Raw genomic sequence first — 23,159 nt, 5'->3', positions numbered from 1 at the left:
ATCACCAAGATCCGCCAATTCATCACCGGCTGGAACGACCGCTGCCACCCCTTCGTCTGGACCAAGACCGCCGACCAGATCCTCACCAAAACGAACCGTCAAAAGATCTCAACCACGGGGTACTAGGGCGCCCGCAAGGGCGGCCGGCGAGCGCCGCACCAGCGGCGACCTTGATCAAGAGAGAGCCAGGCTCGGCAGTACTAGGAGCGCGCTGATGCCCAGGTCGCCGTTCTCAGCGTTGGTTACGCCAGGGACATGCCGGCTCTGTCACCACTGTCACTCTGTCACTTAACCGTCCTTGACCTGCAGAAGCGGGCGTGACAGCGGGAGTGACAGTCACCAGTTCCTGGCCTCTCACACTCTCCCCAGTCACTACGTAACTCCCTACCCAGGTGTGGAGGGGCAGCGGTGTCCTGAGGTCCTTCGCTCCCATTTCGCTGCCAGATCGGGCATCCAACAGCGAGAGGCCCCGGCTGCTTTCGCGCCTAGGGCCTCTGACCTGCGAGTTCGTGAGTGGAGCTGAGGGGATTCGAACCCCTGACCCCCTCCATGCCATCAATGGGCAACTAGGTCGACGGAGGACGTTCGCGCAGGTCGGCAGGCCATCGGTGGTCGCCCTGGGCTGCCTGTGGTTGGTCGTGTTGCTGTACTTGTCTGCTGTACGCCGTCGCTGCTGCGGCGGCAGTGTCGTGTCACGTCGGCTCGATGTCCAGCACGATCATCTTGTCTTGCAGGTACGTGTCCAGGTCAGGCACGTTCCAACTCTCACCTTGGCGGATCTGGTGGAACCGGAAGGTTGCGTTCGTGTTGTTGGCAGCGATGATGCAGCGAACCGCGTTGGGCGGGTCCAGAGCGTAGATCAACCGGCTCAACTGCAGCGCGAACGCCAGGCCATGAAGGAGGAGGGTCCGCTGGTCACTCTCTGCGATCAGCGGCGTGTCGTCGACGGTGGCGACTTCCACGTCAACGAAGTCTTCGATGTGGAACGAGCTGTCGGAACACTCCCATCCGGTGAGGTCGCCACCACCGGTGGCCGCGCCCTCGGCTGCACCAACCGAGTCAGCCCACGTCAGAACCGGTCCCTGGCGGACGATGCCCCGATCTATGTGCGCTTGAAGACCCGGCGTCAAGCCGCCGGGCGGCGCCATCCCTTGCAGCCCGTCGACGACGCCGAGCGCCTGGGCAGCAACGTCGTTCAGCTTGAGAGTGAGCATGCGGTCATGATCCCAGCGTTGCCGGTGTTCGTGACGGCACGGCTACGACTCGGCCCCGAGCAGCTGCAGCCAAGTGGAACGCAAGCTCGAGGACGGTCACAGCTGCGCGGAGGGACGGAGGGTTTGGCCGGTGGCCTGGCTTGGTCCGGGAGGTCGGGGGCCCGTAGCCTTGTCCGGCTCGGCGGGCAGCTCGCTGCCCAACCGCAACCACCCGCCGTGGGCCCCCGGCCTTCGGGACCTGGACCAAGCGAGGTGGGTAAAGCCTCCGGACCGCCCCGGCCACCGCCGGGTTGATCGAACCGGGCATCGTCCGCGGTGAGGGTCGTCAGTCTTCTGGCGGCCCTCTCTTCGCGCCCAGCCGCGCCGGCCGACCGGGCACCGAAGGCGCAGAGGGAAGGCCGGCGCCGTCGAGGCGGGCGCGGCGGCCCGTCCGGGCCGCCCTTGAAGACGTAGGGAAACTCATCACCCGCCGTGGGTCTGGGCGTTATCGTGATCACCACGCCAGGCCGGCTGGGATCCGACTGGGAGGTCCGACGTGGAAGCAGGCGCGATCAGCATTCTCATGCGTGCTGCAGGGTCACTAGCGCAGCACGCCGGACGCAATTTCCTTCGCAGATACGTTCTGGAATTCAAGGTTGCAAGAAGGTCTTCCAAAGAGGCGGCGCGAGAGGGAATACACGTCAGCGCACGCTCGATTCGACGGTGGCTTGTGCGACCAGACACCGCCGAGCGCCTACGCAAACGGAACCGCGAGAGCATAGAGATTCTGGCAAAGGAGCTAGCGTGGGTGGTCAATTCCCCGCGACCAGCCTCCGACGACGCCGCAGTCAAGCTCATGTATATCATCATGCGAACCTACCTTGAGGAATTGGATGGCGGAGCAGCGCACTCATTGTCATTTGAGTGGCAGGCTCAGCAAATAGAGCACGAGGGTAGCCAGACAAGGGCTGCGATCGACGCTAGTGAGAAGCGAGTACTTGACCGTCTTGACGTCAGTAACGACTTCGAAGAATCCCTACGCTCCCTGCCACTCGCGGACGCCGTACTTGCCAGGGAATTGCGTGCGGTCTGGCCAGGAGTAGAGAGAGCAGTTGCAGCACTCGCCGATACCGCACAGCGTCGAGCGCTCCTAGACGAATGGGCGACCTCAGTCCCGGACTACGTTCGTGAAGCTCCCGCCAACGCCTATTGTTGGCTTGGAGGCCTATCTGGCACCTATGGCGGATCACATGCGGCTGACTTCTACGACCTCGGCTTAAGGAACGGCGCCTTTCCGCGCGCGTATTGGCTAGCCCGCAAACACCTTCAGCATTCAGCCGACGAAGCCAAAGCTCTACTGGATCTAGAACCTGAACGGAGCGGGCACCCTCTAGCCGCAGCGCTCTATGCGAGCCTGCATGGTGATCAAGTAGAGGCGCTGCGTGAGATCACTGCCTGGGAGCCAACGCGGACCGGAGACAAAGCTATCCGGGGAGTTCTTCGCGCCAAGCTACATGCGCACCAGGGCGAGCATGGCCTCGCCCTGAGTGTGGCGTCGGAAACATGGACTACATGCCAGAGCACGGCTGCCGCCTGTCTAGCAGCGGAGCTTACTCTTCGGCGTGCAGTGCGCGCAGGGTTCGGCAGCCGGTCGTCCGACGCTTTGGTAGCCCTCGACTTGGCGACCCGGGCTCGGAATCTCAGGCGCAGCTGGGCGCTGGATAGCGCCGTGGAATGCACGGTGTTGGCTATACGGTCCGCGGTTGTAGCGGGCGATCTGGAGCTTGCATGGAGGCTCAGCCAGCCAACGCCGGAGGGGGAAGCCACGCCGCTTGAGGCTGCAAGCGATGAAGTTCGAGCCGAGGGCGCGCTAGCGGCTGCGATATCGGGCAGGCAAGATCGCGCCCGCAACCTGCTGCAGTATGTCCGGGACGGGTTTGCAGTGGCCTACATTTCTGCGGTTCTAATGGATATCGAGGTCACGGAGGAAGGCCAGAGTGGATCGGAACGAATTGCCGCCTGGCGACGCGCGTCCGATGCTGCCGACACAGAATTGGAGCGCCTCCAGGCGACGATGGGCCTGGCTGAGGCAGGCGGGACACTCCCCGACCTAACCGACCTGGCCGAACGCTACCCGGAGGTAGTTGACGAGATACAATTGATTGCTCGTGTAGCTGCTGGCGGAGTCAGCGAACTTAAGGCAAATGTATATCGCAGCCGCAGCTTGGTTGTAAGACTCGCTGACCTCTATACGGCGGAAGGTGATTTAGAGGCTGCCGCCGACACGCTAAAGGAGGGCGCTTCACGGTGGAGTGATCTCCTCCTCTTGTCGATGGCAGCACGGAAGTATCAGGCCGCGGGTCTCATAGTTACGGCCCGCGAAACAGCTCTGGATTGCCTTTCCCAAGCACCCGCGGAGTGGCCTGGCAAGCGAAGTGTGTACGAGTTGCTCGTAGAGGTGCACGCTGCCGAAGGCAATTGGCATTCGGCCGTAGGGGCAGCGCGTAGTCTCCTGGAGATTGACCCGCAGGACACGTCCAGTCGATGGGCATTGGTCAGGTGCCTTGTCGGCCAGGCGGCGCTTGACGCTGCTTGGGACGCGATGAGTCACGACGGCAGCGTCCTGCGTCCGCGCTCTCGCGATGAGGCGCTGCTGTGGGTCTCCATGTGTGCCCGGTACTCGACTGCGGCGGGCTTCATTACTGAGGCCCTGGATCTAATGCGGCTCTGGCCAGAGGATGAAGAGCTGATGGGAGTATTCCTTCGAGAACTGTATGCCGGACGAAGAAATTCGAAGCTGGATGATATGGAATTGAAGGAGCTACACAGTGCAACTCACGCCTATGTAGCTCAATTTCCGGAGAGTCCTGTCTTTCGGATGGAGCAGGTTGACCTAGAGGGGACAGATCCTCTAGCACCCTTTGAGGAAGAACTAAGGCGTCAATATGAAGCAACCGAGGACATCAGTGTCGGCGTACGGGAAGGTCGCCTGCCATTAGCTACGCTCTCGTCTGCCGTCGGCCGAAGTTACTGTGAGGCCTCGATTCGCCGCGCTGCTGGCGTGGTTTATGCGGTGGATCCCGCCACGGAAGCTGAGGAAATTGACGCGATTTCCAATGGTGCTTCGAGTCGCGTTGTCGTGGACCCGACAGCATTGCACACTCTGGCGCTACTGCGGCGGGAAACTGTTGAAGTCTTGCTTGGAGCACACCGCTCGGCTGTCACAACAGATCACGTGCTAAAGGATGCACTTCGAGCTCGTGACGCTCTGGCATTTAAATCAACCATGAGCGTGGCATGGAGCCCAATATCGCAAGGGCCTATTGTAACCACGATGAGTACAGAAGATGCTGACGCTCTTGCGGAGCGATCAGAGGAGATCGTGCGACTCACAGAAGGCCTTCCGCGCATATCGTGGCCCGAGCTTCGCCACTTTCCAGACTTGGATGAGAGCTTCGTCTGGCTCAGTGCGCTGGACTTAGCTCAAGACCGAGGCTGGTCCTACTGGGCGGACGACAGAGTGATTAGACAGCTCGCCCGAAGTGTAGGTGTTGCTACTTTCGGCTCTGTGGCCCTATTGCGGTATCTTGCGCGGAACCATTCGCTCAGCGATGTTGAGTTCATGGTGGCGGAGTCTGAGCTTATTCGGAGCTATTATGTCGAGCTGGACTTCTCGAGAGAAACAATGGAGATGGCTGCGGCTGCCGATGGGTGGCGAGCGAGGGGGGCGGCAGCCGTTTTGACCAGGCCGAAAGCATGGGCCGATCCCGACGCCGTGATGGGCTTCGTTCACCGGGTTCTTGACAAGATTGCGATGACTGCATTGGACGAGCTGGGGGGATGGGTGTCGGCCGTTTCCAACGGCCTCGTATGTATCGCCGATACGCCGACAAGCGCTACCAGTAACTTGGCTGTCCTGTTGCGTGGAGTGCTTGTCAAGCCGTGGCTAGGTCCTGCGCAGTTCCGTGCAGTCATGGAAGGGGTACGATCCAGCTTTTCCCAGAAGCCCGGAATGGATGATCCACTGCCTTCTGTGCTTGGCGAGGTGTATCGGGGTCTTGTTAGCCGCTTCGGGCACTCGACTGCGGCGACGTTGCTGATGGCATTGGTCGCGGACTCAAATATGGAAGATCGAGCACTCGCTGCGCGAACTGTCCTGTTGCAGAAGCGGTAAGAGAGGGGTTTGCGTGGATCGGCTCGGTCCGGTCACTTAGCCCGCCGTACTGCTGAGGATTGGCAGACTCGAAGTGCTTGGCATACCTAAACACTCATCCATCTTGAGAGCGTCGATTCGCCTGAGGATCCGAAGGTCAGGCGGCGCCCACCGCCAACCCGTCTCGGTTTAGGCCGAGAAGGCATGTGAGCGTGGGTTGGAGCGTGGAGCTCTCGGCGTTAACTCGGAGGTGGTAGCGCAGCCGGGTACGCAGAGTGGCTGCTTCGTACAGCGATGCGACGAGAAAGGAATTCAGGCTAGGGCCCGACACGCATGGCCCTACTGCCCTGGCGGGCGTGGGCTTGGTTTGTCGTCGACTGTTATTACTGGTACTTCTCGCTTGGGATTAGGTGCGCTGGATACCGAATCGATGACTGGTGCAATGGCTTCGTACATCCGAGTCGCCAATGCTGCGTCGATCATGGAGTCATCTCCTGCGTTGGTTACGCCTCCGTGTGCGGCGAAGTCAAGCGCTCTAAGGTACTCGACCATCTCGGGGCCAGAAAGAGTGATCGTGACGACATTTCCGGGCGCTTTCTCTACCTTTGTTGCCTCGATGTCGTCGTTGCTTGCACCGGTAGTGCCCACTTTCGTGCGCTCCCAAAGGTCAGTGCTGCACTGGATCACAAACGCCCTAACTCCGGCAGCCTTTGTTTCCCTGGCCTGCTGCTGCTTTGGGGAGTCTGGCGGGATCGCGCACGCTGCCACACTTAACGTACAGGCGGCAACAAGTACGTACGCTGGCAGGCTGGTAATCAACTTTCGAGTCCGATGCACGCTTCCCCCTTGGCCGCTCTGTCCTCCCGTGCGGACTAGCATGCCCGCTGGAGATCGTCGGGTGTCGATGGTACGTGAGCTGGTGGGCCTGCTGGACTACTTTGATCAAGATGCGCTTCTTTCATATGTCGACCTTGACCTGGCGGGCGCCTGACCTGCCCGGGCCGCGGCATGTCCTCTCCGGTGCGAAGCGGACATCATGAGTCGGTGCCGTCGTCGACGAGCGGTAACCGCCGAGGTGACGCGAGTCCGAGCCCGTCAGTGTCGTTACGCGCAGGCCCAAGGCTGACGTCGCGCTAGGAGGTCGGGGAGCATTGGCGACAGGACGCAGAACTCGTTGCCCCAGGGGTCGCGTAGGACCCAGAAGTTGAAGCCGCGTTCCTGTTGGTGGTCCCAGCGGGTGGCGCCAAGGGCTTCAAGGCGTTGAACCTCGGCCTCTACATCGTCCGTCTCCAGGTCCAGGTGCATGCGTTCCTTGTGTTCGTCGACCTTGGCGTCGGGGGTTGCTTGGAGCAGGACGAGGATGTCTGAGTCCGGTAGACGTAGCCGCCGGTAGATGTGGCCGGACGTGTGGGACCCCGGCAAGGCTTCTGCGTCGAGTGCAGCGGACCAGAAGGCGACGCCCTGGTCCAGGTCGTCGACGTCGATGGTGAAGTAGCACAGGCGGCTGCGATGGCCGGTCACGGTGTCGGCTCCTTCGTCTCGGTCTCGATCCAGCGCAGATAGTCGGGGTTGCCGTCCTGGATGGGTCGGCTGCTGATGCCGGGGACCTCGTATGGATGCAGCTCCTTGGCGCGTCGCACGATCTCTGGCACGAGGCTTCGGCGAGTGTGAAGTGACACCCGGCCCTCCGATCGGTCATGGACTTCGCCACGCCAGCGGTAGATAGATCGCACTGGTGTGTAGTTGTGGCCGCTCGCGCAGAGGCGCTCGGACACGAGTTGCCGGGTGAAGTCTGTGAGCCAGTCTGGGTCCGGTGCGGTGATGACGACTTCGCAGAGTCCAGTCACTTCCCGCTCGCCTCCTTCGAGAGCAGGCGTGACATGGCTTCTTCGGAGTCTTCGCTGGTCTTTCCCATGGTTGCCCAGCCGGTCATAATGCTGTCGTCGTAGCCGAGCCCGACCCAGCGGCCGTCCATGTAGACACCGTGCGGGTGCATGACGAGGTACATCGTTCCCTTGGAGCGGATCGAGCCGTCCTCGGCTGCGTACCAGCCGGTGAGGATCTCGTTGTCCCAGAGTCGGAGCTCACCGCTCCACATGTAGCCACCCTCCTCGGCACTGAGACCGCGCCGGGTCGAGGCGATGAAGACCTTGTCGCCCTCCTGGCGCATCTGCACGGGCTGGGTGGCGATCTTCTGTTCGCCGCCACGGTAGGTCTGCCACGATGCCCACCAGTCACCGGTGACGTTGACCCGATGGGACGGACGTCCGGCGAGTTCGGTTACTGAGATCTGCAAGGCATCGGCGATGGCCATCGCCACCGTCAGGAGTGGTTGTTGGTCGCCGGTCTCGTACCGGCGGATCTGTCGCGCGTCGACACCGGCAGCCTGCGCAAGGTCGCTCTGGGACATGCCCAGATCGCGACGACGCTGCCGGATCACTTCTCCCATCTGCATGCCCCCATCCTCGCGGACTTGTTAGTCCTTGTCATCAGGACTCATATGTCCTATGCTCGGACCTGTTAGTCCGGTTAGTCGGGCTAGTAGGACCGCAAGGGAGGAGGTGAGGAGTGGCCGCACGTAGCCAGGTGCCAAGCCGCGCGGGTGGCGGTTGGTCCGTTCGAGTCGGGCACGTGCACGGCGCTACTCAAGACGAGTGGCGTGAGGCGATCAGCCTCGTACCGCATCCATCGTTCTCTCTGGAAGGGAGACAGTTGTGAAGCTGTTCATCGACAAGTCGCGGGCCACGTTCACGGTGACGAAGGCGACTGAGCCGAAGACCGATGCTGATGGTCGGCAGCGGGCGGACAAGCGGACCGGTGAGCTGTTGTTCGTCGTTCAGGTGATGGCGCTCGACGAGACGGGTGGAGAGATGCTCACGATCACTGTGGCGGGCCAGCCGCCGAAGGTGAACGTGGGACAGATCATCGATCCGGTCGAGCTGGAGGCCATCCCGTGGGCGCAGAACGGCCGTAACGGGGTCGCGTACCGGGCCAAGGACCTCAAATCTGTGTCGGCGGCTAAGGCCGCATGAGCGAACTCGTAGATGTAGACGCGATGGATCCTGATGCGACGCTCGCGGAACTGCGTGAGCTTGCCAAGTGCATCGATGTTCTCGACTACGACGACGCGATCCGGGTTGTCGAGCTGGCCAGCGCTCTGGATGGCTGGCTGAGCGGCGGCGGCATTCTGCCGACCCCATGGAACCGGAACCGCACATAAGAAGAACGGCCCCGTAACGGGACCGTTCCCCACCGTCGGCGGAGGGCCGGGCCTGGCGTCCAAACCGTCCGGTCCTCTGCCACCCACATCACCCAACCGTCAGGAAGGGCAATGTCATGACCGACTCTACCCCCAACATTCCCGAAGACAACCAGGCGTACGGCTTCCAGGCCGAGTGTGCCCAGGAGTGGGTCGACGAGCAGGTCAGCCACCGGGCGTACCGGCTCATGCACGTGTACGAGAACACCCGGCTGGCCGTGGACTGGATGGCCGAAGAGATCAAGGCCCAGCAGCAGATCGCTGCCCTCCTCGGCGAGTCCGAGGAAGGCACCGCTGTCATGAATGACGCGGCCAGCATGCTCCTCACCCTCGCATCGATGCGGGATCACGCCGCCGAGGTCGTCTCCGGGATCTGCGGTGAGACTGCGTTCAAGACCGGCGAAGTGCACAAGATCTTCTACGAAGCACTCGACGCCGGCAGCGACAGCGCCGCATAACGCGGCTCCTGTCGCCTTGAGGTAACAGGCACAGGACCGGACACGCGTCCTGGAAAACCGTTCCGGTCCTGTGCCACCACATCACCCCACCCACACACCGTAGGAGGGCTCTGCCATGTCCAAATCTACGCGCAACACCGTCGACCCCGGCGTCAATCCGTTGCGGGTCAGCGGTGACCTCACGCCGACGACCTACCTGGACGGCTCGGCGGTAAACAGCAAGTCCGGTCCGCACATGCTGCTGGTGATCGGGCTCGGTCACAACGTCGATCTCTGGATCGAGGACCTGGAAACCCTCGACCGGCTCACCACCGCGATCGAGCAGGCCCGTACCGCCTTCCTCAACCTCGACACCCACCACATCCAGAAGGCGGGGTGAGCCCGTCATGCCACGCCGCTCCTCGTACCGCTCCAGCAACCGTGTCCGCCTGGTGGAGGACGTCAAACCCAAGTTCCACCAGCGGGTCGGAGTACAGGTCGTCGTCGCCGTGTGGCGGTGGCTACCGGAGATCATCACCGCCGCCGCCTTGGTGACGGCGTTCATTTACCTGCTTCGGATGGATCTGCCGGCCTGGGCCGCCGGCTGCGTCCTGGTCGCACCCGTCGCCGTGTTGCTGTGCATCCCAGGAGTCAACCGGGTGCTGATCGCCGTGTGGTGTTTGAACGTCACCAGGCACAGGTTGCGGGCGTTCATGGCGGAGAACGGGCTCCGGAACCGCTCCGGACGCCTGCCGTGGCTGATCTTCATTCGCCCCACAAGGGTCGGTGAGCGGGCCTGGATGTGGCTCGTCGCTGGAGTCACCTGCAAGGACGTCGAAGAACGCACCGAATCGTTGGCGTCCACTTGCTATGGCCGTGAAGGCCGCGTCACCGCCCACCGCCGGTTCGCTCACCTGATCCGGCTCGACATCACCCGACGCGACCCCCTCGACGCCAAGGCCCCGGTCCGGTCCGCGCTCATCGACAAGAAGGCAGACCAAGAAGTCATCCCACCCAACGGCCGGGTCGAGTCCAAGACCAGCCACACCGCCAGCGAGTGGGCGGTCGGTATCGGCCTCCCACTTACCACCAACACCGAAGACAACCCCGCTGCCACGGCCACCGAGACCAAGAAGGCCATCGAGGTGAAGAAGACAGCGAGCAAGGCCGGCAAGGCCACCCCACCCAACCAACGAACCGCCCCCGACCCGCGCGCGGTTCTGTCAACCGACGGAGAGGACATCACCGATTATGTCTAGCGTCCTGGAACGCGTTGTCCCGGGCGTGTACAAGGTGCTCCCCGGCCGCAAGGCCGGGGACACCCCCCACACCCACAAGCCCACCACTGCTACTTCTGCTCGTGCGCAGGTGTCCGGGCTGTCCGGCTACGACATCGTGCACTTCGGCATCGACGAGTACGGCGACCCGTTCGGCATCGAACTCGCCACCCGAAGCCTGCTCATCGGCGGGGTGTCCCGGTCTGGCAAGTCCGGGTTCATCTCCAACGGTGTCGGCCACATGTCCCAATGCACCGACACCCGCATCATCCTGATCGACGGCAAGATCGTCGAACTCATCCTGTGGCGAGACATCGCCGACTTCTTCGTCGGACCAGAGATCGACCTCGCCATCCACGTCCTGACCACCCTGCAGGGCGAGATGAACGGCCGCTACGACTGGCTCACCGCACGCCGTAAGCGGAAGGTCGTCAAGGGCGACGGCATGGACCTCATCACCGTGTGGATCGACGAACTGTCCGTCTTCACCTCCGTCTACGGCACAAGCCAGCAGCAGGAGCGGTTCCTTGCCCTGCTGATGGACCTCGTACAACGCGGCCCCGCTGCCGGCATCTTCGTCTGCGCCGCAACCCAACGCCCCAGTGCGGACATCGTTCCCACCCGGGTTCGCGATGTCTTCAACTACCGCATCGCGTTCCGGTCCACCACCGAGGCGTCCAGCGACATCATCCTCGGCACCGGCTGGGCCGACAAAGGCTACGACGCCTCGAAGATCCCCACCAACCGGCCCGGCGTCGGCTACTGCCTCGCCGAAGAATCCCGACCCTTCAAGTTCCGATCCGTCTACCTCGAAGACCACGAAATCGACACCCTCGTCGCCCGCTCGATGTCCATCCGCCACCACCTCATGAACGGAGGCGCAGCCGCATGACCCACCACCAGGAAGAGCACTTGATCCGGATCGTGCAGAACACCGCCCAGATCGTCACTGCCGAAACGGTGATCGACACCTACCCGGGCGAGTTCACCAACACCGACGACGCCGCCGACTACGCCGAGACCATCGTGGCCCGCTTCCCATGGGGCTGGACCTGCAGCTGCGGCCAGTACGGCACTGCCGACCGCACACCTGAGCAGGCGGCGTTCAACGCCCCCGACGAACACCGCCACTTCATCGGCCGCGACGACCAGGTGCTCATCCTCGACCCCCACATCGGCGACCACAGCGGCGGTGAGCCGGATGAGTGACTACCGAGGACCACGCAGAAGAAGGGGCAGGCGGGCGCGGCGTGGCCGGACCTACAACCGCCGCTACCGCATCGAGTTCTACGACCCCGAAGGCACTGACCACGGTGGGATGCCCACCTACGGGTGGCGCATGGCACCGGAAGGGCTCGCCACCAAACGCCAGCTCCTCGCCCTGGAACTACGCCCCGGCGGACAACCCGTCGCCGCGCAAGTCATGTGGATGCGCTACGGCAAACAAGCCGTCGCCTACCTCTATCGCATCGACCAAGCCAAACCCAAACGCGTGCCGAGCCTCGCGCAACTACAAGCGATCGAGAAGGCGCTCGAAGCACGCCGCATCTGCCCGCTCTGCTGCCAGGACGCGGGCTACACCATCCCCACCTCGCTCGGCTGCTGCGTGGACTGCCACCACCAACCCAACGACAACCACGAAGACACCTACGACGACTACCGCGAAGGAGAAGCAGCATGACCACCCTCGCCACCACGATCGGCCTACTACCCGGCCTGATCACCACACTCGCCGTCCTGTCCGTCGTCGCGCTCGTCGCGGGCAAGGTCATCGACGGACGGTACGGACCCACCCTCGCCGTCCTCCTGGTCGGCATCCCCGCCGCACTCGGCGCCGGCACCATCCACGGCTGGCTCATCACCACAGGCACCGACATCCGCTGGCTGTTCGCCGGCATCTTCACCCTCGCCTTCGCCGGCGTCGCCGGCTTCCTCACTGTCGCCATCTACCTGTCGGTCCTGAACAACCGACCAGACGACACCAACCCCATCGAGATCCATGAGCCGGCCGATGCACACCGCATCGCCGCATGAGCAGACACACGGGACCCCGACCACCAGACCGCAACCTGGCCTGGCCAGTCGGGGCCCCACCACAGCAGCCACCAACCACGAGAGGAAGGAGACACACGCATGGCTGTTCACTCTGAGGACGCCTACGACGCGACCTGTGACACCTGCGACACCACCTTCAGCGCCACCGCCGGGCTCGTCGGCACGGTCGGCGAGTTCCGTGACTACGGCTGGCTCGTCGACGACACGAACGCACTCTGCCCCGCCTGCGCACGCCGCGAGGGTGCCGCAGCATGACCGCTTCGACGTCGACCCTCACCCCCGACACCACAGTCGTGTCGGGGGCGGTGGCCGACGCCGAAACACCCATCGACCTGGCGAACGTGACTGGGCTCGATAAGTTCACCGCGACCACGACCGCGATGGCCCGCGGTGCCCAACCCGACTACCCGCGCTGGCTGCGTCACGTCCATGGCGCTGCCGGTTGCAGCCAACCCGTACGCCTTGTCGGTCAGCTCCGCACCCAGACCGTCGACACGAGCACCGGCCAGATCACGAATGAGGTCGCGACGTCGACTGCTGGGATGCCGGATGGGGTGATCTACAAGGCCTGCGGGAACCGCCGCGCCTCCGTGTGTCCCTCGTGTGCCGAGATCTACCGGGCTGACGCCTACCAGCTCGTCGCCGCCGGCCTCAAAGGCGGCAAAGGCGTCCCAGAAACCGTAGGCGGCCATCCCGCCGTCTTTGCGACGTTGACCGCGCCCGGCTTCGGCATCGTCCACACGACCCGCACCACCAAGAAGAACAAACCCGCCCCCTGCTGCGCCAGGAGGACCCCAGATTTGTGCCGGCACGGTGTCGACCTGCGCTGCATGCGAGTCCACCAGGACGGCGACCACCGCCTCGGCACACCCCTCTGCTCGGAGTGTTACGACTACGACCACCATGCCATCTGGAACGTCCACGCCTCCGAACTGTGGCGACGCACCCAGATGACCGCCAAGCGGCTCCTCGACCGGTACGCCCGCGACCACGGCCACGTCCCACGTGTCCGCAACCCGGCTACCGGTCGGCTGCGATGGGGGAAGACACCCGTCCGGATCTCGTTCGGCAAGTGCGCGGAATTCCAGCGACGCGGCCTGGTCCACTTCCACATCCTCGCCCGCTTCGACGGCATCAACCCCAACGACCCAGACGACGTGATCGCCCCGCCGGCGTGGGCCAACTCCTTCCTGCTCGCCTGGATTCTCCGCAATGCCGTCGAACACACCAGCTTCCAGACTCACGGCCTGGTACTGGTCGACCACCACGGCAACCAGCTCGTCGACCAGCCCGAAGGTTGGCCCATGGCCTGGGGCAGTTCCCAAGGCATCGACATCCGACCCGTCCGCGTCCGAGGCAGCGACCCCCTCACCGAGGAACGCGTCGCCGACGAGCTCGACCACACCGGACGACGCCGGATGCTCACCGGCAGTGCTGTTGCCGGCTACCTGGCCAAGTACGCCACCAAAGCCACCGAGATCACCGGCCACACCTCCCGGAAGATCACGCCCTCGACGGTCGAGTTCTACGCCAACAACACCCACCCCGGCAGGCTCATCGCCTCCTGCTGGCGCCTCGGACAACGCGGCCTCCAAACCACCACCGAGTGGGAAGACAGCGGCTACCACCGGCTACGCCGCTGGGCACACATGCTCGGCTTCGGCGGCCACTTCTTCACCAAATCCCGCCGCTACTCCACCACCTTCCGCCAACTCCGCAAAGCCCGCGTCGACTACCGACGAGCCCACCACGAACGCGCCGAACACCTCGAGGAAAACGAAGAGATCGAGACCATCGCCGAACTCGTCTACGCCGGCACCGGCTGGCACACCACCGGCGACGCCCTGCTGGCCAACACCGCCGCCGCCCTCGCCCGCGAACACCGCTACATCGGACGACTGGAGATCGCGACTACCGGCTGACACGTACGTGTCAGCCGCGACGGACCGACAACAGGAGGATTGTGAGGAAGCCAGGAGTTGTACTGAAACCCAGGTGGTACACGGTCGCTGAGACTGCCCAGCTACTCGGATTCGGGCTGTCGAAGACGAAGATGCTTGTGGCCACCCGGAAGATCCGCTCAGTCAAGGATGGCGGCCACCGCCGGATCCTGCCCGAGTGGATCGACGACTACATCGCTCGCCAGGTTGCCGAGTCCGAGGACCGCGCGGCATGAGCAAGAAGATCCGAGCACGCGGCGAGGGGTCAATCTTCCCCTACCGCACTGGCTACGCGGCCTATGTCTGGGTGGACACCCCAGAAGGGGAACGCCAGCGCAAGTACGTCTACGGGAAGTCCCGCGACGAAGTACACGACAAGTGGATCTCCCTTCAGAAGAAGGCTAAGGAGGGCCCCGTCGCGACAAGGGTGCCCACCCTGGCGACGTACCTGCGGTACTGGATACGTGAAGTCGTCGAGCCGGGGATGAGGCCAAAGCCGGCAGACATACGCCATGCACGTACGGCTCTACATCATCCCCGGTCTCGGTGATCGGCGACTGGACAGGATCCGCGTCCCGGAGATTCGGCGGTGGCTCAACACGCTGGCGAACGCCTGCCAGTGCTGCGTCCAGGCCAAGGACGCACAGCGGGACGAGCACCACCGCAAGTGTTGCGCGATCGGGAAGTGTTGCGACCAGAGGTTGTCCCGCACGACGATCGAGAGCACACGAGCAGTGTTGCGGCGCGCGCTGAACAACGCGATCGCGGAGGAGCTGATCACCAGGAATCCTGTCGAGCTGGTACAGGTTCCATCGTCGGCGTCTCGGAGGAAACGTCAGGTCAAGTCATGGTCCGTCGAAGAGGCTCGCCGGTTCCTCGAAGCGGCCAGAACGGCCCAGGACCCGTTGTACGCGGCTTACACACTGATCCTGGTGACCGGGCTACGTCGGGGCGAGGTGCTCGGTCTGAGCTGGGATCGAGTGGATCTGAAGGAGCAGGAAGTTCTTCCCTCGATGGCGCTGCAGCGAGTCAACCGCCGCCTGGTCCTCGGCGAGGCCAAGACCGAAGCGTCGGAGGAGCCCGTTCCACTGCCGGAGATCTGCACGACTGCCTTACGACTCCGGCGGGCGTCGCAGGAGCAGGCGAAGCGATCTCTCGATGGTCCATGGCCGGACAGGTACGGGCTCGTCTTCACCACGCGTTACGGTCAGCCGATCGAGCCGAGGAACTTCAACCGGAGCTTCGCCCACAGGTGCGAGGTGGCGGGCGTGCGGAAGATCCGGCTGCACGACACTCGTCACACCTGCGGCTCGCTGCTGGCGGCGATGGACGTCCATCCTCGGGTGGCGATGCAGATCCTTCGTCACAGCAAGATCGACGTCACGATGGAGATCTACACCCACGTGCCGTCCGAGGTCACTCGTGCGGCGCTCAGGAAGTTGGCGGACAGCCTCGGCGGCGAGGTGGCGCCATGACACCAGAGACGGCAACTGCTGTACTTGTCTGCTGTACGGGCGTCTGGTGGGCCTGCGGAGAGGCCCTGGAATGGCGTCTGACCTGTGGTGGAGCTGAGGGGATTCGAACCCCTGACCCCCTCCATGCCATGGAGGTGCGCTACCAACTGCGCTACAGCCCCGCGGCCCTCTCACTCGGGCCAGGCGAGCATATCTGGTCGGCGTACGCGAGGTGAAATCAGGTCACCGCTCCGCGCAGGCGGGCCACAACCGCGTTGGCCGGGTCCTCAGCGATCATCACTCAGGACCGGCTCCGGCAAGGTTCCGGCGTTCCATTCGACGATCCGCCAGCCGCGTCGTCCCGGTTCGCACACCACCCAGGAACAGTTGCTCAACCCACCCAGCGCCTCCCAGTACGCAGCGGGCAGGCCGACCAGCCGGGCGATGCCCACCCGCATGGCGAGGCCGTGACATGCCGCGACGACGGTCTCGCCGTCACGAACGAGATCGATCGCCCGCCGTAAGCCCTTCTCTGCTCGTTCGGCGAGTTCGGCGACGGTCTCGCCGTCACCGCCCCGGCGGTAGTCCTCGCCCGCATCACCACGTGCCTGGATGTCCGGGAAGCGGACCCGGAACTCCTCACGCGTCATGCCCGCCCAGGACCCGACGTCGATCTCCCGGAGGTCCAGGTCGTAGGTGACCTCGAGGCCGGTGAGTCGGGCGAGTTCAGCGGCGGTCTGCGCGGCCCGCTGCAGGTCGCTGGACACGATCGCGGCTGGGCGCAGGGCGGCGAGCCGGGCAGCGGCCGCCCGCGCCTGCTCAATGCCGACAGGGTCGAGCGGAATGTCGGTCTGGCCCTGAAACTTTCCCTCGAAGTTCCACGACGTGCGGCCGTGCCGCCACACCACCAGGCGCGCGGCGGTCACAGGTCGGTGCCGGTCGGACGACGACGGTCAGCGACCGACTCGCCACCGGGCGCGCCCGCAAGGACGGTCTCGGGGAGCGGGATCTCCGGGCAGTCACGCCACAACCGTTCGAGCGCGTAGAACTCACGCTCCTCGACGTGCTGAACGTGAACGACAAGATCGCCGTAGTCGAGAAGGACCCAGCGGTTGTCCCGCTCGCCTTCGCGGCGGGCGGGCTTCGCGCCAGCAGCGGCCAACCGGTCGAGGATCTCATCGACGATGGCGCCGACCTGGCGGTCATTGGTGGCAGAGCACAAAAGGAACGCATCGGCGAGGGCGAGCCGCTCAGAGACGTCAAAACAGATGATGTCGTGGGCCAGCTTGTCAGAAGCAGACCGCGCGGCCAGGTGGGCCAACTCGACGGCGTGGGTGGTTGCGGGCACGAGGTCCTTTCTCGGCGAAACCCGGACATTGCGGCCCGACCCGCCGTTCGCTCATCGGCGTACGAACGACTCCAGGATCTCACGCCGCATTCGTCAAGTTGACCGGTGATTCGAATCTGGCTCAGCCACCGCGGTACATCCGCCTCTTGTTGATGTACTGCACGATGCCGTCGGGTACGAGATACCAGATAGGTTGACCGGCTGCGACGCGCTCACGACATTCCGTAGACGAAATCGCCAGGGCGGGGATCTCCAACAGCGTGATGCCGTTGGACGGTATCTGGTCGGTGTCGATCGTGTGCCCCGGCCTCGTGCACCCCACGAAGTGCGCCATCGCGAAGAGTTCGTCCACGTCGCGCCAGGTGAGGATCTGGGTCAGGGCATCAGCGCCGGTGATGAAGTAGAACTCCGCGTCCGGCCCGCGCGCCTCGCGGAGATCCCGCAACGTGTCGACCGTGTAGGTGAGCCCTGGGCGGTCGATGTCCACCCGGCTCACCGAGAACCTCGGGTTGGACGCCGTCGCGATGACCGTCATGAGATAGCGGTCCTCAGCGAGGGAGACTTCGCGATCGTCCTTCTGCCATGGCTGGCCGGTGGGGACGAATATGACCTCATCGAGATCGAACCAGGCCTGCACCTCGCTCGCCGCCACCAGGTGCCCGTGGTGGATCGGGTCGAACGTGCCGCCCATCACGCCCAGGCGCAGCGGCCTTGCGTTGCTCACGTCTGGCCTCCCGCGCCCTGCGCGCTCAACAGCCTCAACCGCCCCTCTCGCGTACCCGCTCAGCTGTGCGGGCGGCCCCTGCCGATCGCGAGAGTGATCAGGAGGAGCACCGTCAGCAGGACGAAACTTCCCAGGCCGATGACCTCGGCCGGCACCGGCAGCTCGATGTGGTGGGCCGGCTGGGCGAGGACGATGCTGCCGACGATCGTGGCGTACGACTCCATGGCGGGCAGCCTACCGGGCGCGCCATGCCGCCCCCGCCGCGAGGCCCGACCGTCGATCCAGTCCGGCGATCCAGTCCGGCGATCCAGTCCGGCGATCCAGTCCGGCGATCCAGTCCGGCGATCCAGTCCGTCGATCCAGTCCGGCGGTCAGGCGCGGATCTGACCCTCGCCGACCACGACGTACTTCGTCGACGTCAACTCCGGCAGGCCCATCGGACCGCGGGCGTGGAGCTTCTGCGTGGAGATCCCGATCTCGGCACCGAACCCGAACTCCCCGCCGTCGGTGAACCGCGTCGACGCGTTGACGACCACCGCCGCCGAGTCGACCGCCTGCACGAACCGCCGAGCTGCCTGCTGGGAGCCGGTGACGATCGCGTCGGTGTGACCCGATCCGTGCGTACGAATGTGCCGGCAGGCATCGTCCAGAGAGTCGACGACAGCACCTGCGATGTCGAGCGAGAGGTACTCGGTGCCCCAGTCCTCTGGTGTGGCCGGCACGACGTGGTCCTTGCCGTACGACCGGATCCGCTCGTCCCCGTGGACCGTCACGCCGGCCCCGGCAAGTGCCGCCAACGCACGGGGAACGAACGTGTCGGCGATGTCGGCATGGACGAGGAAGGTCTCGGCGGCGTTGCAGACGCTCGGCCGCTGGGTCTTGGCGTTGAGGAGGATGTCGATCGCCATGTCGAGGTCTGCCGCGCTGTCGACGTAGACGTGGCAGTTGCCGACGCCGGTCTCGATCACCGGCACGGTCGACTCCTCGACCACGCTGCGGATCAGGGTGGCTCCCCCGCGCGGGATGAGCACGTCGACGAGGCCGCGGGCCCGCATCAGGTGCTTGACGGACTCGTGGCTGTCGCCGGGGACCAGCTGGACCGAATCTGCTGGGAATCCCTTGCTCACAAGGGCGTTGCGGAGGGCTGCGACGATCGCTTCGTTGGAGCCACGGGCCGACGACGAGCCGCGCAGCAGCACGGCGTTACCGCTCTTGAGGCACAGGCCGGCGGCGTCGGCGGTGACGTTGGGGCGGGCTTCGTAGATGATCCCGACCACACCGAAGGGCACCCGCACCTGTCGCAGCTCGAGCCCGTTGGGAAGGGTGTAGCCGCGGACTACCTCACCCACCGGGTCGGTCAGGGCGGCGACGTCGCGGAGTCCGTCGGCCATCGCATGGACGCGCTTCTCGTCGAGCCGAAGCCGGTCGATGATCGCCTCGGACGTACCCCCGTCGCGGGCCCGCTCGACGTCACCGGCGTTGGCGGCGATGATCGTGGGCGCCGCCGCCTCGAGGCCGGACGCCATCGCGTGGAGCGCGGCGTCCTTGTCGGCCCGGGAGCGGCTCGCGAGATCGACCGCCGCGGTCCGCGCCCGGCAGGCCGTCTCGCGGACGGCATCGCGATCAGTGCTCATGGTCCGATCCTAGGCGCCCCGCCAGTCCCGGCCGCAAATGACCACGCTGCCCATGCCTGTGGTAGCCGGACCCGGCATGTACGCATGGCCCGGTTACCGGAAGCATGCTCAGCGTGGTCATTTGCGCGCGCGGTTCTCAGCGGCAGCGTGGTCATTTGGGCGAGCGCGGTTCTTTGCGTGAGATCGCGGTTCTCAGCGGCAGCGCGGTTCTCAGCGGGAGCGCGGTTCTCACATGCGGGGCGCGACCACCGTGTCGTCGGGCTGCAGCGCGCCGAAGTGGTTGCCTTCGGGATCGACGAAGTACGCCATCCAGCCGACACTCGGAAGTGCCCGCCGTTCGCCGACCTGGCGGCCACCGGCGTTGGCGACGGCCTTCTCCACGACGTCGAGGTCGTCCACCTCGATCGTGCACAGGAACGCCCCTGCCTCGTTCGTGTGATCCACGCTGGCATCGCCCTGACGTGGCGCGAGTCCCCCGTTGATGCCTGCCGTGTCATCGGACCCGGTGGTGATCAACCGGAATTCCGTCGGACCGTTCCAGCGCCGAAACGACCAGCCGAACACGTTCGCGTAGAACCGCTCGGCCCGATCCAGGTTGTCGGCCTTGATCTCGAAGTGAACGACCCGATTCATGCGAGCCTCCGCGTACTTGTCGCCAGCTGTCCCTTCCTTTTGAGAATGTCCAGCTTCGACGCGGGCCACACCGTGCGCTGCACGAGTTGTCCGAGGATCGGGAACGGAGGGGTACGACAGATCCGACAGATCCGTACAGACGACAGATCAGTACGGGCGGACGTCGGCGGCACCGGCGACGGGCGGCGGGGCGGTCCCCTCGTCGACCCGCATGGCGAAGGTCTCCCGGTCGAGTACCTCGAGCCCGATGACCTCCCACCGCGGGAGCCGGGCGCTGTCGCGATGCTCGGTCCAGAGCCGAAGGGCGAGGGAGGCCGCGTCGAGGATCGTGGTCGCCTGCTCCCAGTACCGCACCTCCACCCGGTCGGCCCGGTAACGGACCGTCAGCAGGAAGGGCCGCTCCTCGGTCAGACGTTCCAGACCAGCCTGGACCTCGGTGACATCATGCGGCTCACCGGCCACCGTGACGGTGATGTGCCACATCCGTGGCTCTTCTGAGCTCACCACCGCCGGCGCTCCTCACGCTCGGGCGCCGTGCCGGCGCTGGGTCAGGACGAGATCGTCCCGATGGACGACCTCGCGCTCGTAGGCCGGACCGAACTCCCGCGCGAGGTCACGAGTCGACCGCCCGAGCAGACCGGGCAGCTCCTGTGCGTCGAAGTTGACCAGGCCGCGAGCGACAGTCTGGCCATCCGGGTCTATCAGGTCCACCGGATCGCCGGCATCGAAGCTGCCTTCGACCTCGACAATCCCTGCTGGGAGCAAGGATGCCCGACGTTCGCAGACCGCACGCACCGCACCCGGGTCAAGGCGTAGCCGCCCGCGTGGCGTGGTCGCGTGTGCGAGCCAGAGTAGCCGGGTCGGACGTCGGCGGCCGGTGACGTGGAAGTACGTCCCGACCCGTTCGCCGACGAGTGCCCGTGCCGCATCGGCCGCGTCGGCGAGGATCACGGGGACGCCGGCGCCCGTGGCGATTCGGGCGGCCTCCACCTTGGTCGTCATCCCACCGGTCCCGACACCTGAGCGGCCCGTCCGGCCGAGCATCACCTGGTCGAGGTCGGCCTCGGCCCGGATCTCCGCGATCCGTTGCGTACCGGCGCGTCGGGGGTCTCCGTCGTACAACCCGTCGACGTCGGAGAACAGCACCAACAGATCGGCGTGGACCAGGTGCGCGACCAACGCGGCCAGCCGGTCGTTGTCACCGAACCGGATCTCCTCGGTGGCCACGGAGTCGTTCTCGTTGACGAGCGGGACGACGCCGAGCTCGAGCAGCCGGGCAAAGGTGCGGTAGGCGTTCCGGTAATGGGACCGTCGGGTCACGTCATCGAGCGTGAGCAGGACCTGCGCCACCCTGAACCCGTGGCGCCCGAACGCCTCCGTGTAGCGCGCGACGAGCAGGCCCTGCCCCACACTGGCAGCCGCCTGCTGGGTGGCGAGGTCGCGCGGGCGGGTACGCAGGCCGAGCGGTGCGATCCCGCTCGCGATCGCGCCGGACGAGACCAGGACGATCTCGATTCCCGCGGAAAGTCGGTCGGCGAGGACGTCGACCATCGCGTCGATCCGGTGCGGGTCGATCCCACCTCGGCGGGTCGTCAGCGAGGACGAACCCACCTTCACCACCACCCGCTGGGCCCCGGCCACATCGGCCCGAACCTCGGCCATCACCGACCCTCCAGCCGCGGGTCGCTGCCGCGCGGCCCGCGGAGCAGCTCCGCCCCTGACTCCACCGACGGGTCGAAGTCGAAGATGACGGCGTTCTCATCCGAGCCCACCGCCACCGCGTCACCCGGCACCGCACCGAGCTGGCGCAGTCGGTCCTCGACGCCCAACCGGTTCAGCCGATCGGCGAGGTAGCCCACCGCCTCGTCGTTGGCGAAGTCGGTCTGGCGTACCCACCGCTCTGGCCGGCTGCCGGTGACCCGCCAGATCTCTCCCTCGCGGACGACCGTGAACTCCGAGTCGTCCACCGCCTTCGGGCGGAGCACGATCCGGGTCGGCTCGGCCTGCGGCATGGCGGCACGGCGCCCCTGCACGAGCCGGGCCATGGCGTACGTCAGCTCGGTCATGCCTTCCCTGGTGGCCGCCGACACGTCGTAGACGGCGTAGCCGCGGCTCTCCAGCTCCGGGCGTACCATCTCGGCCAGCTCCCGCCCCTCGGGCACATCCACCTTGTTCAGGGCCACCAGGCGGGGACGGTCGTCGAGCCCACCGTGCGCACGCAACTCCGCCTCGATCACCTCGAGGTCGGTCAGCGGGTCACGGCCGGATTCGATCGTGGCGCAGTCGATCACGTGACACAGCGCGCTGCAGCGTTCGATATGACGCAGGAACGCGTGGCCGAGCCCGCGTCCCTCGCTCGCCCCTTCGATCAAGCCCGGAACGTCGGCCACCGTGAACGACGTGTCCCCCGCCGTGACGACACCGAGATTGGGAACGAGTGTGGTGAACGGATAGTCCGCGATCTTCGGCCGTGCCCGCGACACCGCGGCGATCAAGCTGGACTTGCCCGCACTCGGGAACCCCACCAGGCCGATGTCGGCGACCAGCTTCAGCTCCAGGACCACCGTCCGACGCTCGCCCGGCTCGCCGAGCAGCGCGAAACCGGGCGCACGACGCTTCTTCGAGGCCAGTGCCGCGTTGCCGAGACCGCCATGGCCTCCGGACGCGATGACGTACGACGTGCCAGAACCGATCAGGTCGACCAGCACCTCGCCGTTTATGGACTTGACGACTGTGCCGTCGGGAACCCTCAGGATGACGTCGGGTCCTTCGGCGCCCGACTTGTTGTTGCCCTGGCCACGCTTGCCGTTGCCGCCGCGGCGGTGCGGTGCGTGGTAGTAGTCGACCAGCGTCGTCACGCCGGGATCGACCTGGAGGACGACGTTTCCGCCCCGCCCACCATTACCGCCGTCCGGCCCGCCGAGCGGCTTGAACTTCTCCCGGTGGATGGAGGCACAGCCATGACCGCCATCCCCGCCGGCCACGTGCAGGGTGACCCGATCCACGAACGTCGGAACCGCCACGGCTCACCTCCCTCGTCTCGAACCTTCAT

28 protein-coding genes, 1 tRNA gene and 1 pseudogene are annotated in these 23,159 nt (G+C 65.2%); 16 read left to right on the top strand and 14 right to left on the bottom strand.

From position 1 onward, the window contains the following. A pseudogene (locus tag ABN028_RS35315) lies at positions 1-126 on the top strand (IS630 family transposase); the annotation flags it as partial. Positions 127-692: 566 nt separating this feature from the next. Here the strand turns inward: ABN028_RS35315 and ABN028_RS09580 are convergent. Then, on the bottom strand, positions 693-1,148 hold the full coding sequence (locus ABN028_RS09580) for a PM0498 family protein (RefSeq protein WP_349696340.1): 456 nt from the start codon (positions 1,146-1,148) through the stop codon (positions 693-695). Positions 1,149-1,749: 601 nt separating this feature from the next. On the opposite strand from ABN028_RS09580, the gene ABN028_RS09575 reads away from it, so the two are divergent. Further along, entirely contained in the window at positions 1,750-5,367 is a 3,618-nt protein-coding gene (locus ABN028_RS09575) for a tetratricopeptide repeat protein (RefSeq protein WP_349696339.1), read from the top strand. A 1,083-nt stretch (positions 5,368-6,450) separates the two neighbouring features. Here the strand turns inward: ABN028_RS09575 and ABN028_RS09570 are convergent. The 3 genes from ABN028_RS09570 to ABN028_RS09560 are packed head-to-tail and all read right to left on the bottom strand — an operon-like array spanning position 6,451 to position 7,801. After that, the gene (locus ABN028_RS09570) at positions 6,451-6,867 is read right to left on the bottom strand and encodes a VOC family protein (protein WP_349696338.1); all 417 of its coding nucleotides are present in this window, start codon (positions 6,865-6,867) and stop codon (positions 6,451-6,453) included. Beyond that, positions 6,864-7,193 carry a divalent-cation tolerance protein CutA gene (cutA, locus tag ABN028_RS09565; RefSeq protein ID WP_349696337.1) on the bottom strand — a complete coding sequence of 110 codons (330 nt, stop codon included), beginning with the start codon at positions 7,191-7,193 and terminating at the stop codon, positions 6,864-6,866. Before cutA ends, ABN028_RS09570 begins: the two co-directional genes overlap by 4 nt. Further along, positions 7,190-7,801, bottom strand: a complete 612-nt coding sequence (locus ABN028_RS09560) for a helix-turn-helix domain-containing protein (RefSeq protein WP_349696336.1) — start codon at positions 7,799-7,801, stop codon at positions 7,190-7,192. Before ABN028_RS09560 ends, cutA begins: the two co-directional genes overlap by 4 nt. Positions 7,802-8,060: 259 nt before the next feature. On the opposite strand from ABN028_RS09560, the gene ABN028_RS09555 reads away from it, so the two are divergent. The 14 genes from ABN028_RS09555 to ABN028_RS09490 all read left to right on the top strand — a co-directional run bounded on the left by ABN028_RS09555 (position 8,061) and on the right by ABN028_RS09490 (position 15,789). Continuing rightward, the gene (locus ABN028_RS09555; RefSeq protein WP_349696335.1) at positions 8,061-8,378 is read left to right on the top strand and encodes a hypothetical protein; all 318 of its coding nucleotides are present in this window, start codon (positions 8,061-8,063) and stop codon (positions 8,376-8,378) included. Next, a complete protein-coding gene (locus ABN028_RS09550) occupies positions 8,375-8,566 on the top strand; it encodes a hypothetical protein (protein WP_349696334.1) in 192 nt (63 codons plus the stop codon). The genes ABN028_RS09555 and ABN028_RS09550 overlap by 4 nt, the downstream gene beginning before the upstream one ends. 116 nt (positions 8,567-8,682) lie before the next feature. Further along, on the top strand, positions 8,683-9,063 hold the full coding sequence (locus ABN028_RS09545) for a hypothetical protein (protein ID WP_349696333.1): 381 nt from the start codon (positions 8,683-8,685) through the stop codon (positions 9,061-9,063). A gap of 115 nt (positions 9,064-9,178) precedes the next feature. Beyond that, positions 9,179-9,442 carry a hypothetical protein gene (locus ABN028_RS09540; protein WP_349696332.1) on the top strand — a complete coding sequence of 88 codons (264 nt, stop codon included), beginning with the start codon at positions 9,179-9,181 and terminating at the stop codon, positions 9,440-9,442. A gap of 7 nt (positions 9,443-9,449) precedes the next feature. Then, on the top strand, positions 9,450-10,301 hold the full coding sequence (locus ABN028_RS09535; RefSeq protein WP_349696331.1) for a hypothetical protein: 852 nt from the start codon (positions 9,450-9,452) through the stop codon (positions 10,299-10,301). Continuing rightward, a complete protein-coding gene (locus ABN028_RS09530; RefSeq protein ID WP_349696330.1) occupies positions 10,294-11,211 on the top strand; it encodes a cell division protein FtsK in 918 nt (305 codons plus the stop codon). Before ABN028_RS09535 ends, ABN028_RS09530 begins: the two co-directional genes overlap by 8 nt. Further along, positions 11,208-11,528, top strand: coding sequence for a hypothetical protein (locus ABN028_RS09525; RefSeq protein WP_349696329.1), 321 nt, complete (start codon positions 11,208-11,210; stop codon positions 11,526-11,528). The genes ABN028_RS09530 and ABN028_RS09525 overlap by 4 nt, the downstream gene beginning before the upstream one ends. Continuing rightward, positions 11,521-12,000: an RRQRL motif-containing zinc-binding protein gene (locus ABN028_RS09520; RefSeq protein WP_349696328.1), complete on the top strand. Its 480-nt coding sequence runs from the start codon at positions 11,521-11,523 to the stop codon at positions 11,998-12,000. The genes ABN028_RS09525 and ABN028_RS09520 overlap by 8 nt, the downstream gene beginning before the upstream one ends. Further along, entirely contained in the window at positions 11,997-12,353 is a 357-nt protein-coding gene (locus ABN028_RS09515) for a hypothetical protein (protein ID WP_349696327.1), read from the top strand. The genes ABN028_RS09520 and ABN028_RS09515 overlap by 4 nt, the downstream gene beginning before the upstream one ends. A 99-nt stretch (positions 12,354-12,452) precedes the next feature. Continuing rightward, on the top strand, positions 12,453-12,629 hold the full coding sequence (locus ABN028_RS09510; protein WP_349696326.1) for a hypothetical protein: 177 nt from the start codon (positions 12,453-12,455) through the stop codon (positions 12,627-12,629). After that, the gene (locus tag ABN028_RS09505) at positions 12,626-14,296 is read left to right on the top strand and encodes a replication initiator (protein WP_349696325.1); all 1,671 of its coding nucleotides are present in this window, start codon (positions 12,626-12,628) and stop codon (positions 14,294-14,296) included. The genes ABN028_RS09510 and ABN028_RS09505 overlap by 4 nt, the downstream gene beginning before the upstream one ends. A gap of 41 nt (positions 14,297-14,337) precedes the next feature. Continuing rightward, positions 14,338-14,550 (top strand): excisionase family DNA-binding protein, encoded by a 213-nt coding sequence (locus ABN028_RS09500; protein WP_349696324.1) that lies wholly within the window; start codon positions 14,338-14,340, stop codon positions 14,548-14,550. Continuing rightward, positions 14,547-14,864 carry a hypothetical protein gene (locus ABN028_RS09495; RefSeq protein WP_349696323.1) on the top strand — a complete coding sequence of 106 codons (318 nt, stop codon included), beginning with the start codon at positions 14,547-14,549 and terminating at the stop codon, positions 14,862-14,864. Before ABN028_RS09500 ends, ABN028_RS09495 begins: the two co-directional genes overlap by 4 nt. Continuing rightward, the gene (locus ABN028_RS09490) at positions 14,827-15,789 is read left to right on the top strand and encodes a tyrosine-type recombinase/integrase (RefSeq protein WP_349696322.1); all 963 of its coding nucleotides are present in this window, start codon (positions 14,827-14,829) and stop codon (positions 15,787-15,789) included. The genes ABN028_RS09495 and ABN028_RS09490 overlap by 38 nt, the downstream gene beginning before the upstream one ends. Positions 15,790-15,874: 85 nt before the next feature. Here ABN028_RS09490 and ABN028_RS09485 read toward each other — a convergent pair. From ABN028_RS09485 to obgE, 10 genes are all read right to left on the bottom strand, one after another. After that, a tRNA-Ala gene (locus ABN028_RS09485) sits at positions 15,875-15,950 on the bottom strand. A gap of 105 nt (positions 15,951-16,055) precedes the next feature. Beyond that, positions 16,056-16,694 carry a histidine phosphatase family protein gene (locus ABN028_RS09480; protein ID WP_349696321.1) on the bottom strand — a complete coding sequence of 213 codons (639 nt, stop codon included), beginning with the start codon at positions 16,692-16,694 and terminating at the stop codon, positions 16,056-16,058. Continuing rightward, positions 16,691-17,116: a ribosome silencing factor gene (gene rsfS, locus ABN028_RS09475; RefSeq protein ID WP_349326110.1), complete on the bottom strand. Its 426-nt coding sequence runs from the start codon at positions 17,114-17,116 to the stop codon at positions 16,691-16,693. The genes ABN028_RS09480 and rsfS overlap by 4 nt, the downstream gene beginning before the upstream one ends. A 121-nt stretch (positions 17,117-17,237) precedes the next feature. Then, entirely contained in the window at positions 17,238-17,840 is a 603-nt protein-coding gene (gene nadD / locus ABN028_RS09470; protein WP_349326109.1) for a nicotinate-nucleotide adenylyltransferase, read from the bottom strand. A gap of 59 nt (positions 17,841-17,899) precedes the next feature. Further along, on the bottom strand, positions 17,900-18,064 hold the full coding sequence (locus ABN028_RS09465; protein WP_349326108.1) for a hypothetical protein: 165 nt from the start codon (positions 18,062-18,064) through the stop codon (positions 17,900-17,902). A 147-nt stretch (positions 18,065-18,211) separates the two neighbouring features. Beyond that, a complete protein-coding gene (locus tag ABN028_RS09460) occupies positions 18,212-19,474 on the bottom strand; it encodes a glutamate-5-semialdehyde dehydrogenase (protein WP_349696320.1) in 1,263 nt (420 codons plus the stop codon). 228 nt (positions 19,475-19,702) lie between these two features. After that, complete coding sequence (locus tag ABN028_RS09455; protein WP_349696319.1) at positions 19,703-20,107, bottom strand: VOC family protein; 405 nt, start codon at positions 20,105-20,107, stop codon at positions 19,703-19,705. 147 nt (positions 20,108-20,254) lie between these two features. Continuing rightward, the gene (locus ABN028_RS09450) at positions 20,255-20,611 is read right to left on the bottom strand and encodes a DUF8830 family protein (RefSeq protein ID WP_349326105.1); all 357 of its coding nucleotides are present in this window, start codon (positions 20,609-20,611) and stop codon (positions 20,255-20,257) included. 15 nt (positions 20,612-20,626) lie between these two features. Next, positions 20,627-21,769, bottom strand: coding sequence for a glutamate 5-kinase (proB, locus tag ABN028_RS09445; RefSeq protein WP_349326104.1), 1,143 nt, complete (start codon positions 21,767-21,769; stop codon positions 20,627-20,629). Next, positions 21,769-23,130 (bottom strand): GTPase ObgE, encoded by a 1,362-nt coding sequence (gene obgE / locus ABN028_RS09440; protein ID WP_349696318.1) that lies wholly within the window; start codon positions 23,128-23,130, stop codon positions 21,769-21,771. Before obgE ends, proB begins: the two co-directional genes overlap by 1 nt. Positions 23,131-23,159 lie beyond the last annotated feature (29 nt).

It is taken from the genome of Actinopolymorpha sp. B17G11 (assembly GCF_040196095.1).
Taxonomy (GTDB): Bacteria; Actinomycetota; Actinomycetes; order Propionibacteriales; family Actinopolymorphaceae; genus Thermasporomyces.
This window is presented reverse-complemented; position numbering and strand designations above follow the sequence as displayed.

Coding starts and splice junctions, on each gene's coding strand:
- ABN028_RS09580 (WP_349696340.1), bottom strand. CDS start 1,148: ATGGCGCCGCCCGGCGGCTTGACGCCGGGTCTTCAAGCGCACATAGAT.
- ABN028_RS09560 (WP_349696336.1), bottom strand. CDS start 7,801: ATGCAGATGGGAGAAGTGATCCGGCAGCGTCGTCGCGATCTGGGCATG.
- ABN028_RS09550 (WP_349696334.1), top strand. CDS start 8,375: ATGAGCGAACTCGTAGATGTAGACGCGATGGATCCTGATGCGACGCTC.
- ABN028_RS09545 (WP_349696333.1), top strand. CDS start 8,683: ATGACCGACTCTACCCCCAACATTCCCGAAGACAACCAGGCGTACGGC.
- ABN028_RS09540 (WP_349696332.1), top strand. CDS start 9,179: ATGTCCAAATCTACGCGCAACACCGTCGACCCCGGCGTCAATCCGTTG.
- ABN028_RS09535 (WP_349696331.1), top strand. CDS start 9,450: ATGCCACGCCGCTCCTCGTACCGCTCCAGCAACCGTGTCCGCCTGGTG.
- ABN028_RS09530 (WP_349696330.1), top strand. CDS start 10,294: ATGTCTAGCGTCCTGGAACGCGTTGTCCCGGGCGTGTACAAGGTGCTC.
- ABN028_RS09525 (WP_349696329.1), top strand. CDS start 11,208: ATGACCCACCACCAGGAAGAGCACTTGATCCGGATCGTGCAGAACACC.
- ABN028_RS09520 (WP_349696328.1), top strand. CDS start 11,521: ATGAGTGACTACCGAGGACCACGCAGAAGAAGGGGCAGGCGGGCGCGG.
- ABN028_RS09515 (WP_349696327.1), top strand. CDS start 11,997: ATGACCACCCTCGCCACCACGATCGGCCTACTACCCGGCCTGATCACC.
- ABN028_RS09510 (WP_349696326.1), top strand. CDS start 12,453: ATGGCTGTTCACTCTGAGGACGCCTACGACGCGACCTGTGACACCTGC.
- ABN028_RS09505 (WP_349696325.1), top strand. CDS start 12,626: ATGACCGCTTCGACGTCGACCCTCACCCCCGACACCACAGTCGTGTCG.
- ABN028_RS09495 (WP_349696323.1), top strand. CDS start 14,547: ATGAGCAAGAAGATCCGAGCACGCGGCGAGGGGTCAATCTTCCCCTAC.
- ABN028_RS09490 (WP_349696322.1), top strand. CDS start 14,827: ATGCACGTACGGCTCTACATCATCCCCGGTCTCGGTGATCGGCGACTG.
- ABN028_RS09465 (WP_349326108.1), bottom strand. CDS start 18,064: ATGGAGTCGTACGCCACGATCGTCGGCAGCATCGTCCTCGCCCAGCCG.
- ABN028_RS09460 (WP_349696320.1), bottom strand. CDS start 19,474: ATGAGCACTGATCGCGATGCCGTCCGCGAGACGGCCTGCCGGGCGCGG.
- ABN028_RS09455 (WP_349696319.1), bottom strand. CDS start 20,107: ATGAATCGGGTCGTTCACTTCGAGATCAAGGCCGACAACCTGGATCGG.
- proB (WP_349326104.1), bottom strand. CDS start 21,769: ATGGCCGAGGTTCGGGCCGATGTGGCCGGGGCCCAGCGGGTGGTGGTG.